Origin of the sequence: Mycobacterium sp. (assembly GCF_035499775.1) — a bacterium.
In the GTDB taxonomy this organism is placed as follows: domain Bacteria; phylum Actinomycetota; class Actinomycetes; order Mycobacteriales; family Mycobacteriaceae; genus Mycobacterium.
Map to the genome: position 1 here is coordinate 1 of NZ_DATJYB010000338.1, position 14,016 is coordinate 14,016.

Annotated in this window: 13 protein-coding genes; 9 read left to right on the forward strand and 4 right to left on the reverse strand. The window is 68.6% G+C overall.

Annotated elements, in window-relative coordinates:
• Positions 1-581: M20/M25/M40 family metallo-hydrolase (locus tag VML93_RS21305; RefSeq protein WP_325613746.1), on the forward strand; the 581-nt coding region annotated here is incomplete at its 5' end.
• Between the two features lie 35 nt (positions 582-616).
• Here VML93_RS21305 and VML93_RS21310 read toward each other — a convergent pair.
• Both VML93_RS21310 and VML93_RS21315 read right to left on the reverse strand, forming a co-directional pair.
• Positions 617-2,122, reverse strand: a complete 1,506-nt coding sequence (locus VML93_RS21310; protein WP_325613748.1) for a cellulase family glycosylhydrolase — start codon at positions 2,120-2,122, stop codon at positions 617-619.
• Positions 2,123-2,201: 79 nt separating this feature from the next.
• On the reverse strand, positions 2,202-4,367 hold the full coding sequence (locus VML93_RS21315) for an AAA family ATPase (RefSeq protein WP_325613749.1): 2,166 nt from the start codon (positions 4,365-4,367) through the stop codon (positions 2,202-2,204).
• A 59-nt stretch (positions 4,368-4,426) separates the two neighbouring features.
• Here VML93_RS21315 and VML93_RS21320 point away from each other — a divergent pair, with 59 nt between their 5' ends.
• Together VML93_RS21320 and fadD6 are read left to right on the forward strand one after the other, a co-directional pair.
• A complete protein-coding gene (locus VML93_RS21320; protein WP_325613751.1) occupies positions 4,427-4,996 on the forward strand; it encodes a TIGR00730 family Rossman fold protein in 570 nt (189 codons plus the stop codon).
• A gap of 17 nt (positions 4,997-5,013) precedes the next feature.
• On the forward strand, positions 5,014-6,801 hold the full coding sequence (gene fadD6, locus VML93_RS21325; protein WP_325613752.1) for a long-chain-acyl-CoA synthetase FadD6: 1,788 nt from the start codon (positions 5,014-5,016) through the stop codon (positions 6,799-6,801).
• Between the two features lie 87 nt (positions 6,802-6,888).
• Here fadD6 and VML93_RS21330 read toward each other — a convergent pair whose 3' ends face one another.
• On the reverse strand, positions 6,889-8,175 hold the full coding sequence (locus VML93_RS21330; protein WP_325613754.1) for a glycosyltransferase 87 family protein: 1,287 nt from the start codon (positions 8,173-8,175) through the stop codon (positions 6,889-6,891).
• 75 nt (positions 8,176-8,250) lie between these two features.
• On the opposite strand from VML93_RS21330, the gene folP reads away from it, so the two are divergent.
• From folP to VML93_RS21355, 5 genes are all read left to right on the forward strand, one after another.
• Positions 8,251-9,180, forward strand: a complete 930-nt coding sequence (folP, locus tag VML93_RS21335; protein WP_325613755.1) for a dihydropteroate synthase — start codon at positions 8,251-8,253, stop codon at positions 9,178-9,180.
• The gene (locus VML93_RS21340; RefSeq protein ID WP_325613756.1) at positions 9,177-10,127 is read left to right on the forward strand and encodes a glucosyl-3-phosphoglycerate synthase; all 951 of its coding nucleotides are present in this window, start codon (positions 9,177-9,179) and stop codon (positions 10,125-10,127) included. The genes folP and VML93_RS21340 overlap by 4 nt, the downstream gene beginning before the upstream one ends.
• A gap of 31 nt (positions 10,128-10,158) precedes the next feature.
• A complete protein-coding gene (locus VML93_RS21345) occupies positions 10,159-10,548 on the forward strand; it encodes a DivIVA domain-containing protein (RefSeq protein ID WP_325613758.1) in 390 nt (129 codons plus the stop codon).
• A complete protein-coding gene (locus VML93_RS21350) occupies positions 10,545-11,126 on the forward strand; it encodes a DNA-3-methyladenine glycosylase I (protein ID WP_325613759.1) in 582 nt (193 codons plus the stop codon). The genes VML93_RS21345 and VML93_RS21350 overlap by 4 nt, the downstream gene beginning before the upstream one ends.
• Before the next feature lie 169 nt (positions 11,127-11,295).
• On the forward strand, positions 11,296-11,463 hold the full coding sequence (locus tag VML93_RS21355; protein ID WP_003406247.1) for a DUF3117 domain-containing protein: 168 nt from the start codon (positions 11,296-11,298) through the stop codon (positions 11,461-11,463).
• 26 nt (positions 11,464-11,489) lie between these two features.
• Here VML93_RS21355 and glgA read toward each other — a convergent pair whose 3' ends face one another.
• Entirely contained in the window at positions 11,490-12,653 is a 1,164-nt protein-coding gene (gene glgA, locus VML93_RS21360; protein ID WP_325613761.1) for a glycogen synthase, read from the reverse strand.
• A 142-nt stretch (positions 12,654-12,795) separates the two neighbouring features.
• On the opposite strand from glgA, the gene glgC reads away from it, so the two are divergent.
• Positions 12,796-14,010: a glucose-1-phosphate adenylyltransferase gene (gene glgC, locus VML93_RS21365; RefSeq protein ID WP_325613762.1), complete on the forward strand. Its 1,215-nt coding sequence runs from the start codon at positions 12,796-12,798 to the stop codon at positions 14,008-14,010.
• Positions 14,011-14,016: the final 6 nt, after the last annotated feature.

Consider the following 14,016-nt stretch of genomic DNA (forward strand, 5'->3'; position numbering starts at 1 on the left):
CCGGCTGCCAGGGCACGCTGCGGGTCGTGGTCAGCGCCGCCGGAACCCGTGCGCATTCGGCGCGTTCCTGGTTGGGCGACAACGCAATCCACAAGCTGGGTGCCGTGCTGGACCGACTGGCGGCATACCGGCCGCGCAGCGTCGACATCGACGGCTGCACCTACCGCGAGGGCCTGTCGGCCGTGCGCGTCGACGGCGGGGTGGCCGGCAACGTGATTCCCGACGCGGCCTCGGTGACCGTCAATTACCGCTTCGCCCCTGATCTTTCGGCCGAAGCCGCGCTGCAGCACGTGCATGATGTCTTCGACGGGCTCGACGTGCAGATCGAGTTGACCGACTCCGCCGCCGGCGCGCTGCCCGGTCTGAACGAGCCCGCGGCCAAGGCTTTGGTGGACGCCGCCGGCGGACAGGTCCGGGCGAAATACGGGTGGACCGACGTGTCGCGATTCGCGGCGTTGGGCATACCGGCGGTCAACTACGGGCCCGGCGACCCCAACCTGGCGCACAAGCGAGACGAGCGGGTGCCGGTCGCCAACATCACCGCTGCCGCGGGGATGCTGCGGGGCTACCTGAGCGGTTGAACACCGGAACGGCACGCTCGGCGAACTACGGCGAACTACGGCGTCACCGTGACGTCGACGGTGTCCGCGCCGGCGTCGGCCACGACGGTCAGCAGCGGGGCGCCGGGCGCCGAGACGACTTGTCCGCCTTTGACCGTCACCTGATAGCCGCTCGGATACTCGATCGCGGGCACCGAGATGACGGTCGGCGTGCCGGGGGAGAACCGGCCCTGGTGGTCGGCCCGTTCGGTCGTGTAGCACAGCCGGAATGTGCCCGACTTGAACGACCAGGACTTCGGCGTGCCGGCAACCAGCTGCGGGTAGGGCGCGGCCAGCACCGCGAGCTTGGCCGTGTTGACGTTGCTGCCGGTGGGCGGCTGGCTGGGATCGAAAACCAGCGCCTGGTCGGTCGGCGACGAACTCGTCTTGTCGTTGCCGGTATACGCCCACTCCAGCCAGCCGATTCGGTCGTCGTCGGCCCGGCGCAACACCCCCGCGAGGTTGGCCAGGTCGTCGGTGGCACCGAACTCCGTCAGCAGCGCCGGGATCTGGTGGACCGCGGTGTAGTGGCGCGCGTTGTTGAAGACCGCCCAGTCCTGCTGGCTACAGCTGATGTCTTTGTGCAGCACCGTCTCGAGGGCGCAGTAGTCGTGGAACGAGAATCCGGTGTTTCGGTCGGCGACGGTGCCGACGTCGGTGTGGATCACCTCGCTGAACAGCACGTTCGGCTCGAAGAACACCAACGTGGTCGGGTCGGCGGCACGGATCGCCGGCACCACCCGGTTGTACAGGCCGCGCAGTTTCGCGTCGTTGACGATGCAGCCCACCACCGGGTTCGCGCACGGTTCCCACAGCAGGCCCGGCCAGGGCTCGTTCAGTATCTCGTAGCCGAACACTCCCGGGTTGCCCTGGAAGTACGCCGCGACATGCGCCCAGGTGTGCGCGTAGTGGTCCTGCAGTCCGATTCCGTCCGGGGCCGGGGCGTTGCGCCACAACGCATTCCAGGCGTAGTCCTCGGCGGGGTTGGCGAAATAGTTGGCCGGGAAGCCCAATTGGGGATTGGGCAGCCCGCCGGTCTGCACCGCCCACGCCGGTGCGCCCTCGCCCTGGAACACCTCGTTGAACAGGTCTTGATGGAAGTCGAGCAGGCTGAGGACGCCGTGTGCCGCCAGCGTTTGCACGGTCTGCGCGATCGAGGCGAGGTAGGTGTCGTCGTAGCTGCCCGGCTGCGGCTCCACTGCCGCCCAGATGACGCCCACCCGCATCGCGTTAAACCCGTTGGTGGCGAGGAATGCCGCGTCGTCGTCGCCGAATCCGTCGGCGGAGGGCTCATAGGGCGGCACTTTGTACACCTGGTTGAGTCCGTGCAGCACGACCACGCGCCCGTCGGCGTCGGTCACCCAGGTCCCGGCGTGGCCGATCGGCAGCGTCGGCCCGGAAGCCAGCGCCGGCTGAACCTGCGGGGCTGCGAGCGACGACGCGCCGGTGTTCAGCGCCGCGATCAGCAGGCCGGCCGCGATGAGGCCGGCCGCGCGGGACGGGCGGCTCGAGCAGCGGGGCATCACTTTTGGAAACAGTGAGGCGTGATGGTCACTTTGCCGACACGGCGGCGTTACGGTTCACACACGGCGCGGTATCCGGTTACCGGCTGCCCACCCGCTGTGCCTGCGCGGCGGCATCGGCGGCCGCCGCGTGCATCCCGACCGCCGCAAGGTCGTCGGACACCGCCCGCAGCGCGGCCTCGTCACCGGCCCACAACGCCTGCGCGTGCGCCAGCGCCAGCCGGCCTACGGCGCAGTCGATCTCGGCGGCCAGCCCGGCCAGCGGGTCGACGGCGCGACGGTCGCCCAGCCGAACGGCGTCGTGCCAGGCGCTCAGCGCCACCGCCGACTGCCCGGCCCGCTCCGCCGCGCGGGCCGCCTCCCGCGCCGCGCTGATCGCACCTGTGGTGTCGCGGGCCGTCGCGCGGGTCCACGCGCGGGCCAGCCCGAGTTCGGGCGCGAACAACGCCGACTTCGTCCCGTGGCGGGTTTCGGCGCGCCGCAACGCTTTTGCAGACGCGGGTATGTCGCCCTGTTGCGCCAGGGCGGTCGCCAACAGCATCAGTGACAGCGGGCCCCAGGAATATCCGGTGCGCTCCAGTGTGGCCGCAGCTGGCTCCAAAAGCGTTGCCGCGGCGCTAAATTCGCCGCTGACGATCAGCACGTATGCCGACAGCACCTCGCCGATCGCGCGGCCGGGCTGTTGCAGTTCGGCGAAGTCGGTGAACCGCTGGGCCAGTGCCTGAGCCTGCGCGACCTCACCGGCCATCAGCAACGACGTGACCTGGCCCAGGCCGACCGTGAACCGCAGCAACCCCGGATGCTCGGCCGTCGATGCCTGCTCGGCAAGCCGGTCTACATCGCCGAACCGGCCCATCCGCGCGGAGCACAGCACGCCCGCGCTCGCCGCCCACGCGACGGCCATGTCCCCGGCCGGCGGTCCGGACAGCACCTCGGTGGCTAAGGTGATGGCTCGCTTCAGGTTTCCGGCATTCATCGCGAACGTGGCGGTCAGCGCGTCCAGGGTGGCGCGCGCCGCCGGCTCGGTGACCCGATTGCGGGTGGTCTGCAGGAAGGCCGTGGCGCGCTCGGGCTCACTGAGCATCCAGAACTGGTTGGCCGCGCACGGTATCGCCCAGGCCATCAGCTCGGTCTCCGAGAGTGCGGCGGGATCGACGGCGCCAAGCACTGCGCCGGCCTCACGGCCGCGGCCCTGCCAGCTCAATGCGTACGCCAGGGTCAGCCGCGACTCCAGTCCACCGGACCGATCCAGGGCCGAACGCCCCAACCGCTCGGCAAGCATCATGTCGCCCAGCCGCAGCGCCTGCTCCGCGGCGCTGGCGACCTCGTCCACCGGTTGCGGGGCGTCGCTGTCGAGGGCCAGTGACGCCAACCGCAGCCGGTCGCTGAGGTGTTCCGGCGGGTGCTGCGACAACAGCGTGACCAACTCGGTGCGGCGTAGGCGCTCGCCGTCCGCGCCGAGCGCCGCAAGTGCGCGTTCGGCGAAGAGCGGATGCGCGGTGTAGACCATCGGATCGACCGCGCGTCCGCCGGGCACCCGGGTCTCCGCCGCACCCCACTCCTCGGCCTGCGCCACCGCGCCGTCCCCGGCGAGGACGGTGAGGTCGGCGACCGACAGCGGCTCGCAGACCGCGAGGTAGTCCAGCACCGAGCGCGCCGCCGCGGGCAGCGCGGCGATGTATTCGTCGACCTCTGCCGGCCCGGACGGCCCGGTGGGCCCCGAGGCCTCGTTCGCCTCGGCGGGCGCCTCGACGTCGATCCGAGCCAGCAGGCCGTCGGTCCAGAGCGCCGCGATGGCCTCGGGCGCGGCGTCGATCTGCGCAGTGACGATCATCCGGGCCGCGCCGGCCAGCGCCAACTGGTACACCAGGGTGGCCGACAGGATGTCGAGATGCTGCGCGTCGTCGACGACCAGCAGCAGGTCGCCTTCCCGACCGTCCCGGGCCAGCGATGCCCGGGCCGCCCGCAGCAGCGCGGCCGGCTTCCCGATGTCGGCGATCTCCACCAGATGGCTGAAGGCCCCGAACGGGACCACCCGCTCGGTCGGAGTGCCGGTGACCCAGCGGGTGAGTGTGCTCGGGTGCTCACTGGCGACGTGTTCGGCGGCCAACCGGGCCAACGTGGATTTGCCGACGCCGTCGGGTCCGAGTACGACGGCACCCCCTGGTCCTGCGCTGTCTTCCAGGCTGCCCTTCAGCTGCTCCAGGGCGGCTGCGTGTTCCGGGACGTTCCACCGAATCGGCACCTGCCGAATTTTATGGCGTGGAGTGCCGCGCGCCACAACGTGGTTTACCTTTGGCGGATATGCGCCCCCGACGCGATTCGTCCACCGATTGGGCGGTCTGTGTGTTCTGTGCGGCCACGCCGACGCACCCCGAATTGCTCGGGCTCGCCGCCGACCTGGGCGAGGCGATCGCCGAGCGGGGCTGGACGCTGGTGTGGGGCGGCGGGCGCGTTTCGGCGATGGGCGCCGTGGCCAGCGCGGCTCGGGCACGAGGCGGCCGGACCGTCGGCGTGATCCCCAAAACGTTGATGCGCCGCGAAATCGCCGACACCAAGGCCGACGAGCTGATCGTCACCGACACGATGAGCGAGCGTAAGCAGATCATGGAAGACCGTGCCGACGCGTTCATCACGCTGCCCGGCGGCATCGGGACCGTCGACGAACTGTTCGACGCATGGACGTCGGGCGTTTTGGGCATGCACGACAAGCCGGTGGTGATGCTGGACCCCTGGGGGCACTACGGAGACCTGTGGGTCTGGCTGAACAGCTTGCTCGACAACGGATACATCTCGCAGCTAGCGATGGATCGGCTGGTGCTGGTCGATAAGGTTGGTGCCGCAATCAAGGAGTGCCAACCCGACGGGCCTTAACGGAATCGAGGGATCACGTGTCCGATCATGATGGCGGCGCCCAGAACCGCGCGGTCAAGCTGACCGATATCGTCACCCGGTTGCCGGGCGTACTGGCAGACCTGCCGGTGATCCTGCGCGGGGTGACGACCGGGCTGGCGCAGCCGAACTCCAAGAAGTCGATCGGCACGGTGTTCCAGCACCGGGCCGCGCGCTACGCCGACCGGGTCTTTCTGCGGTTCGGCGACCAGCAAGTGACCTACCGCGAGGCCAACGCGACCGCTAACCGGTATGCCGCGGTGCTGGCGGCGCGCGGTGTCGGCCACGGCGACGTGGTGGCCATCATGCTGCGCAACTCGCCCAACGCGGTGCTGGCGATGCTGGCCACGGTGAAGTGTGGCGCGGTCGCCGGCATGCTCAACTACCACCAGCGCGGCGAGGTGCTGGCGCACAGCCTGGGCCTGTTGGACGCCAAGGTGCTGCTCGCCGAGACCGACCTGGTCAGCGCCGTCACCGAATCCGGTGGCGCGGGCGCCGCCGAGGCACTGACCGTCGAGGACCTGGAACGGTTCGCGGTCAGCGCTCCGGCCACCAACCCGGCGTCGGCGGCGGCGGTGCGGGCCAAGGACACCGCGTTCTACATCTTCACCTCGGGCACCACCGGCTTCCCGAAGGCCAGCGTGATGACGCATCGGCGGTGGCTGTCCGCGCTGGCCGCGTTCGGCGGGATGGGGTTGCGGCTCAAAAGCTCCGACACGCTGTACAGCTGCCTGCCGCTGTACCACAACAACGCGCTGACGGTCGCGGTGTCGTCGGTGATCAATTCCGGCGCGACGCTGGCGCTGGGCAAGTCGTTTTCGGCGTCGCGGTTCTGGGACGAGGTGATCGCCAGCCAGGCCACGGCGTTCATCTACATCGGCGAGCTGTGCCGGTATCTGCTCAACCAGCCGCACAAGCCGACCGACCGCAAGCACAAGGTCCGCGTCATGGCCGGCAACGGGCTGCGGCCCGAGATCTGGGACGAGTTCACCCAGCGGTTCGGCATCGAGCGGGTGTGCGAGTTCTACGCCGCCAGCGAAGGCACCACCGCGTTCATCAACATCTTCAACGTGCCCAGGAGTACGGGCCTGTCGCCGACCCCGTTGGCCTACGTGGAGTACGACCCGGACACCGGCGCCCCGGTGCGCGACGAGAGCGGGCGGGTGCGCAAGGTGCCGGCCGGGGAGCCCGGTCTGGCGCTCAGCGCGGTCAACAGACTGCAGCCGTTCGACGGCTACACCGACAAGGCGTCGAGCGAAAAGAAGCTGGTGCGCAACGCTTTCAAGGAGGGTGACTGCTGGTTCAACACCGGCGACGTGCTGAGTCCGCAGGGGTTCGGGCACGCCGCGTTCGTCGACCGGCTGGGCGACACCTTCCGCTGGAAGGGTGAGAACGTGGCCACCACGCAGGTCGAAGCGGCGGTGGCGACCGACCCCTCGGTGGAGGAGTGCACGGTCTACGGGGTCGAGGTCCCGCGCACCGGCGGCCGCGCCGGGATGGCCGCCGTCAAGCTGCGCGAAGGCGCCGAGTTCGACGGCAAGGCCCTTGCCAGCGCGGTCTATAGCCAGTTGCCCGCCTATGCGCTGCCGCTGTTCGTGCGGGTGGTGGAGTCGCTGGAGCACACCTCGACGTTCAAGAGCCGCAAGGTGGAGCTGCGTAAGCAGGCGTACGGCTCCGACGGCGCGGGCCTTAAAGACCCCCTGTACGTGCTGGCCGGCCGCGACGAGGGGTACGTGCCGTTCTACGCCGAATACCCCGACGAGGTGGCCGCGGGTAAGCGGCCGTAGGAGTGCCTCACGTGCTTCGCCGAGCGTGCAACTATTGCGAAAAATCGCGCCCGAAATCGCACTGAGAGCACGCTCGGCGAAAGGCCGTCAGGACCCGTGGCCCGACGGACCGGATGCAGCTTCCGCGGTGCCGAGCCGCCGCGTGGCGACCAGACCCGCGACGATCAGCAGGCCGGCGTAGACGATCAGGTTCAGATTCTCCAGGGGCCGCCATTGGACCCAGGCCGGCGCGAACAACAGACCGATGCGTGGCGTGCGGTCCTGGGGAACCGAAGACGCCCAGGAACCCATCAGCGCCGACACTGTGGCCACCCCGATCCACCACCACGAGTTGGTCAGCGCCCGATGTGCCAGGTAGACGACCATCGGTACCAGCCACACCCAGTGATGGCTCCACGTGAACGGTGACACCGCGGAGCTACTCAAGCCCGCAACGGTGATGGCGAGCAGGAATTGTCCGCGGCGGTACAGGCGCACGGCGATCCACATGCTGAGTGCCACGACGCACCCATCGGCCAGTACCCACACCCAGGTGGCCGGCACCTCGCCGGTGAGGCGGGCAATCGCACCCCGGACGGACTGGTTGCCGGGGTCGGAGAGGGAATTGTCGATCCGGCGAGTGTCCAGGAACTTTCCATTCCAGTAGTTCCACGAGTCGTCGGGAAGGACGAGCCACCCCAAGCCGATCGTCGCGGCGATCGTCACGACGGCGGTTCCAGCGGCTCGCCACTGGCGTAAGAGCAGGTAGTACAGGACGAAGTAGACGGGCGTGAGCTTGATGCCCGCCGCGACGCCGATGCCGATCCCTTTCAGACGGCTGCGCTCCCCGCGCGAGGCGTCCCAGAGCACCATCAGCATCAGTAGCAGGTTGATCTGCCCGTAGAACAGCGTGGTCCGAACCGGTTCCAGAAAGGAGGACGCGATCGCGAGCAGCGCCGAGATGCCGGCGATGTAGGGGGTGATGCGGTAGCCGAGTAGCCGAAAGCACAGCAGCACGCTCCCGATCAGCAGCACGACGTTGATCGCGAACCATATGTACTTGTCCGCCTCGTCCGGCAACCAGGCGAACGGCACAAAGGTCACCGCGGAGAACGGCGTGTAGGTGTACAGCAGCTTGCAGCAGCCGACGGGCTCCGCGTACAGCGGCAGGCCTTCCAGGACACGATTACCGCCGTCGCGGTACACGTAGAAATCCGTCCCACCTGCCAGCAGGCCGATGCGCGGAGTCCACAGCGTCACGAGGGTGGTCAGCAGCAGTAGGGACACGGCCGCCGCGACGAGCAGGATCACCAGCGTGGACCACCGGAACCGGAGCTGTCGGCCAGACCTGACGTCACCATCTGCTGACTGGGCGGCTGGGACAGCTTCGCGCATCGACGGACTCCCCTACGGCCACACCGCGCCAATGGTGATCGTTGTATATCAGCGCAGAACGGACTGCGTACGCGAATGGCGAGAAGCGTCGATTCCTCCGTCAGGGGTCGCACCAGGCACTATGGAGGCGTGCGTTCCACACTATGCGGCCGTCCGGTCGCCGGCGATCGTGCGCTGATCATGGCGATCGTCAACCGCACCCCGGACTCGTTCTACGACCGGGGTGCGACCTTCAGCGACGAGGCCGCCCGGGCCGCCGCACACCAGGCAGTCGCCGACGGCGCCGACGTCATCGATGTCGGTGGCGTCAAGGCCGGCCCGGGCCAGGACGTCGACGCCGACACCGAGATCAACCGGCTGGTGCCGTACATCGAATGGCTCCGCGACGCTTACCCGGACCAGCTGATCAGCGTCGACACCTGGCGCTCAGAGGTGGCCAAGGTGGCCTGCGCGGCGGGCGCGGACATCATCAACGACACCTGGGGCGGTATCGACCCGGGCCTGCCCGAGGTGGCCGCCGAGTTCGGCGCGGGCCTGGTGTGTTCGCACACCGGCGGCGCGCAGCCACGTACGCGGCCGTTCCGGGTGAGTTACGGTACGACTACCCGCGGAGTGGTGGACGACGTGATTCGCCAGGTCACCGAAGCCGCCGAGCGGGCGGTTGCGGTCGGCGTAGCCCGCGACAGGGTGCTGATCGACCCGACGCACGACTTCGGCAAGAACACTTTCCACAGCTTGCTCCTGTTGCGCCACGTGGCCGATCTTGTTATGACCGGATGGCCCGTCCTCATGGCTTTGAGTAATAAGGACTTCGTCGGGGAGACTCTGGGCGTGGAATTGACCGAACGGCTCGAGGGAACGCTGGCAGCCACCGCGCTGGCGGCGGCCGCCGGAGCGCGGATGTTCCGGGTACATCAGGTCGCGGCTACCCGGCGTGTGCTGGAGATGGTGGCCTCGATCCAGGGGACGCGCCCGCCGGCCAGCACGGTAAGGGGGCTCGCATGACTGCATCCGACCTGGTCGGCGCGCTCACCAGCGACGGCCCGACGGACACCTGGCTGGCCGAGCGCAGCTGGAACCGTCCGAGCTGGACGATCGCCGAATTGGAAGCGGCCAAGGCCGGGCGGACGATCTCGGTCGTGCTGCCGGCCCTCAACGAAGAACAGACGATCGAATCGGTGATCGACAGCATCTCGCCGCTGGTGGATGGGTTGGTCGACGAGCTGATCGTGCTGGACTCCGGCTCGACGGACGACACCGAGATACGCGCCATCGCCGCCGGTGCCCGCGTCGTCAGCCGGGAGCAGGCGTTACCCGAGGTCCCGGCGCGGCCCGGCAAGGGTGAGGCGTTGTGGCGCTCCCTTGCCGCCACCAGCGGCGACATCGTGGTGTTCGTCGACTCCGACCTGATCAACCCGCACCCGATGTTCGTGCCCTGGCTGGTCGGCCCGCTGCTCACCGGCGACGGCATTCACCTGGTCAAGGGCTTCTACCGGCGGCCGCTCAAGACCGGCGACGGTGAAGCGGGGACGGGTGGCGGGCGGGTCACCGAGCTGGTTGCCCGGCCGCTGTTGGCCGCGCTGCGGCCGGAGCTGGGCTGCGTGCTGCAGCCGCTGGGCGGCGAGTACTCAGCCAGCCGCGAGCTGCTGACGTCGTTGCCGTTCGCGCCGGGCTACGGCGTGGAGATCGGCCTGCTCGTCGACACCTTCGACCGGTTGGGTCTGGATGCGATCGCCCAGGTCAACCTCGGTGTGCGGGCACACCGCAACCGGCCGCTGACCGAACTGGGCTCGATGAGCCGTCAGGTCATCGCGACCCTGTTCTCACGCTGCGGGATCCCCGACTCGGGGGTCGGGTTGACGCAGTTCTTCGCCGAGGACGGGTACGCGCGGCACGCGTCGCCGGTGTCGCTGGTCGACCGCCCGGCGATGAACGTGTTGCGGCCTCGCTGACGTGTCGGGGCCGTAGGGCAAGATCGACGACGTGGCTTTGGTGTTGCTGTACCTGGTGGTGCTCGTCCTGGTGGCGGTCGTGCTGTTCGGCGTGGGCAGCCTGCTGTTCGGCCGCGGCGAGCAGCTGCCGCCGCTGCCGCGGGGGACGACGGTCACGGTGCTGCCCGCATTCGGCGTCACCGGCGCTGACGTCGACGCCGTGAAGTTCAGCCAGGTGGTGCGCGGATACAAGACCAGCGAGGTCGACTGGGTGCTGGACCGGCTCGGCCGTGAGCTGGAGGCGCTGCGCGGCGAGCTTGCCGCGGTGCGCGCCGCAGAAAAACCGCAAAACCGCAAGCCCGCCGATCCGGAGGGCGAGACCCAAGAGTCGCACCGTCCGGACGTCGAGACCGTCGTCAAAGAACACCCTGACCCGCCGTGAGTGAGGACCCACCGGTTCGCTGCGGCTGGGCGAATACCCGGCCCGGGCCCGACTTCGAGCTGTATCGCGACTATCACGACCAGGAGTGGGGCCGCCCGCTGCGCGGCGGGACGGCGTTGTTCGAGAGGATGAGCCTGGAGGCCTTCCAGAGCGGCCTGTCGTGGCTGATCATCCTGCGCAAACGGGAGAATTTCCGGCGCGCGTTCGCCGGGTTCGACATGGCGAAGGTGGCGCGTTTTACCGATGCCGACATCCAGCGGCTCCTGGCCGATGCGGGGATCGTGCGTAACCGGGCCAAGATCGACGCGACGATCGCCAACGCGCGGGCGGCCGCTGACCTGGGGTCTCCCGAAGACCTGTCCGAGCTGCTGTGGTCATTCGCGCCGCCGCCCCGGCCCCGGCCCGTCGACCTGTCTGAAATCCCCTCGGCCAGTGCGGAATCGAAGGCAATGGCGCGTGAGTTGAAGCGGCGCGGGTTCCGGTTCGTCGGGCCCACCACCGCCTATGCGCTGATGCAGGCGACGGGCATGGTCGACGACCACATCCGCGATTGCTGGGTGCCGCCGCCGGCCCGGTGACGCCCCGAGAGCCGGGTCTTGTGCACTTGGTCGCGCGGATAAGGAACAATGGGGGGGTGATTTGGCAGTTCAATGTCGGGTATGGCTGGAAATTCACTGGCGGGGCATGCTCGGCGCCGGCCAGGTCCGCGACACCAGCGGGCCAGCTCGAATCTGGAGGGAGCACTGGATGGCGGCGATGAAGCCCCGGACCGGAGACGGTCCTCTGGAAGCAACCAAAGAGGGGCGCGGCATCGTGATGCGGGTACCACTTGAGGGTGGCGGCCGTCTCGTCGTTGAGCTGACGCCCGACGAAGCCGCCGCCCTGGGCGATGAACTCAAGGGCGTTACCAGCTAAGCCGCAGGCCGGCCAACTTCTCGGCCTTACTCGCACACCTTGCGGTAGATGTCCAGCGTCTGCTCGGCGACGCGAGCCCAGGAGAATTCCTCGATGCACCGCTGACGTCCTGCATTTCCGTAGCGCTCGGCCCGTTCCGGGTCGGCAACCAGTTCATTGACCGCTTCGGCTAATCTGGCCTCATAACCCTCGGCGTCCGAGGCGTCGTAATGCACCAGCGACCCGGTCCTCCCGTCGGCCACCACCTCCGGTATCCCGCCGACGTCGGAGGCCACCACCGGCGTCGCGCACGCCATCGCCTCTAGGTTCACGATGCCCAACGGCTCGTACACCGAAGGGCACACGAAAACTGTTGCTGCCGAGAGTATTTCGCGCAGTTTGCGGATGGGGAGGATTTCGCGGATCCAGAACACGCCGGAGCGACTGTGGGCCAGCTTGGCCACCGCGGACCGTACCTCGTCGGCGATTTCCGGGGTGTCGGGAGCGCCTGCGCACAGCACCAACTGCACCTGCGGGCTGAATCGGTGCGCGGCGGCGACCAGGTGCGCGACGCCCTTCTGGCGGGTGATGCGCCCGATGAAGGCCACGATCGGCCGGCTCGGATCGACCCCGATCTCGGCCAGCACGGATCCTTCGTCGGGCAGCTCGGCCGGGTACCACACGTCGGTGTCGACGCCGTTCCGGATGACGTGCACCAGGCTGGGATCCAGGGTGGGGTAGACGCGCAACATGTCCTCGCGCATGCCGCAGCTGACCGCGATGATGGCGTCGGCGGCCAGCACCGCCGTGTGTTCGACCCACGACGAAACCCGATAGCCGCCGCCGAGTTGCTCGGCTTTCCACGGCCGCATCGGCTCGAGCGAATGCGCGGTCATGACGTGCGGGACGTCGTAGAGCAGGGCGGCCAGATGCCCGGCCAGGTTCGCATACCAGGTGTGTGAATGCACGACGGTGGCCGCCGACGCGGCGTTGGTCATTACCAGGTCGGCGGACAGCGTGGACAGTGCAGCGTTGGCGCCGGCCAACCGCGGGTCGGGCTGGTGGGCGAAGGCGCCCGGGCGCGGTGCACCCATGCAATGCACGTCGACCGCGCACAGGCGGCGCAGATGCGCGACCAGTTCGGTGACGTGTACCCCGGCTCCGCCGTAGACCTCCGGAGGGTATTCCCGAGTCATCATCGCCACCCGCATACGGGCACCGTAGTTGGCTGGGCGGGGGGTCCGCGAATTGGGGGAGCGCTGGGCCAAATACCTTGACGGACAGCACGTCAGAACCGGCACCAATCGCGGTTCCCCCTGGCAGGGGGTCGCAGCTGCCGTTAGGTTTGAGGCCATGAGGGAAGCGCCACACGTGCTGGGCATCGTCCTGGCCGGCGGTGAGGGTAAGCGGCTGTATCCGCTGACCGCGGACAGGGCCAAACCCGCTGTTCCCTTCGGCGGCGCCTACCGGCTGATCGATTTCGTGCTCTCCAATCTCGTCAACGCCCGCTACCTCAGAATCTGCGTTCTCACCCAATACAAGTCGCATTCGCTGGACCGGCACATTTCGCAGTACTGGCGGCTGTCCGGCCTGGCGGGGGAGTACATCACCCCGGTGCCGGCGCAGCAGCGCCTCGGCCCGCGCTGGTACACCGGCTCGGCCGACGCGATCTATCAGTCGCTCAACCTGATCTACGACGAAGACCCGGACTACATAGTGGTTTTCGGCGCCGACCACGTGTACCGGATGGACCCCGAGCAGATGGTCCGCTACCACATCGACAGCGGCGCCGGCGCGACGGTGGCCGGCATCCGGGTTCCGCGTTCGGATGCCAGCGCGTTCGGGTGCATCGAAGCCGACGAGTCCGGGCGCATCCGCAGCTTTCTCGAGAAGCCGCTGGAACCTCCCGGCATACCCGATGACCCCAGCACCACGTTCGTGTCGATGGGCAACTACATCTTCACCACCAAGGTGCTCATCGATGCGATCCGCGCCGACGCCGACGACGACCACTCCGATCACGACATGGGCGGCGACATCATCCCGCGGCTGGTGGAGAACGGGATGGCCGCGGTGTACGACTTCAACGACAACGACGTGCCCGGTGCCACCGACCGCGACCGGGCCTACTGGCGCGACGTCGGGACGCTGGACGCGTTCTACGACGCGCATATGGACCTGGTGTCGGTGCATCCGGTGTTCAACCTGTACAACAAGCGCTGGCCGATCCTCGGCGCGTCGGAAAACCTGGCGCCGGCGAAGTTCGTCAACGGCGGTTCGGCTCAGGAGTCGGTGGTGGGGGCCGGCAGCATCATCTCGGCGTCTTCGGTGCGCAACTCGGTGCTGTCCGGGAACGTCATCGTCGACGACGGGGCAATCGTGGAGGGCAGCGTCATCATGCCCGGCGCCCGGGTCGGCCGCGGCGCGGTGGTACGCCACGCGATCCTGGACAAGAACGTCGTGGTGGGACCCGGCGAAATGGTCGGGGTGGATTTGGAGAAGGACCGGGACCGCTTCGCGATCAGCGCCGGCGGCGTGGTCGCGGTGGGCAAGGGCGTCTGGATTTAGCTGGGC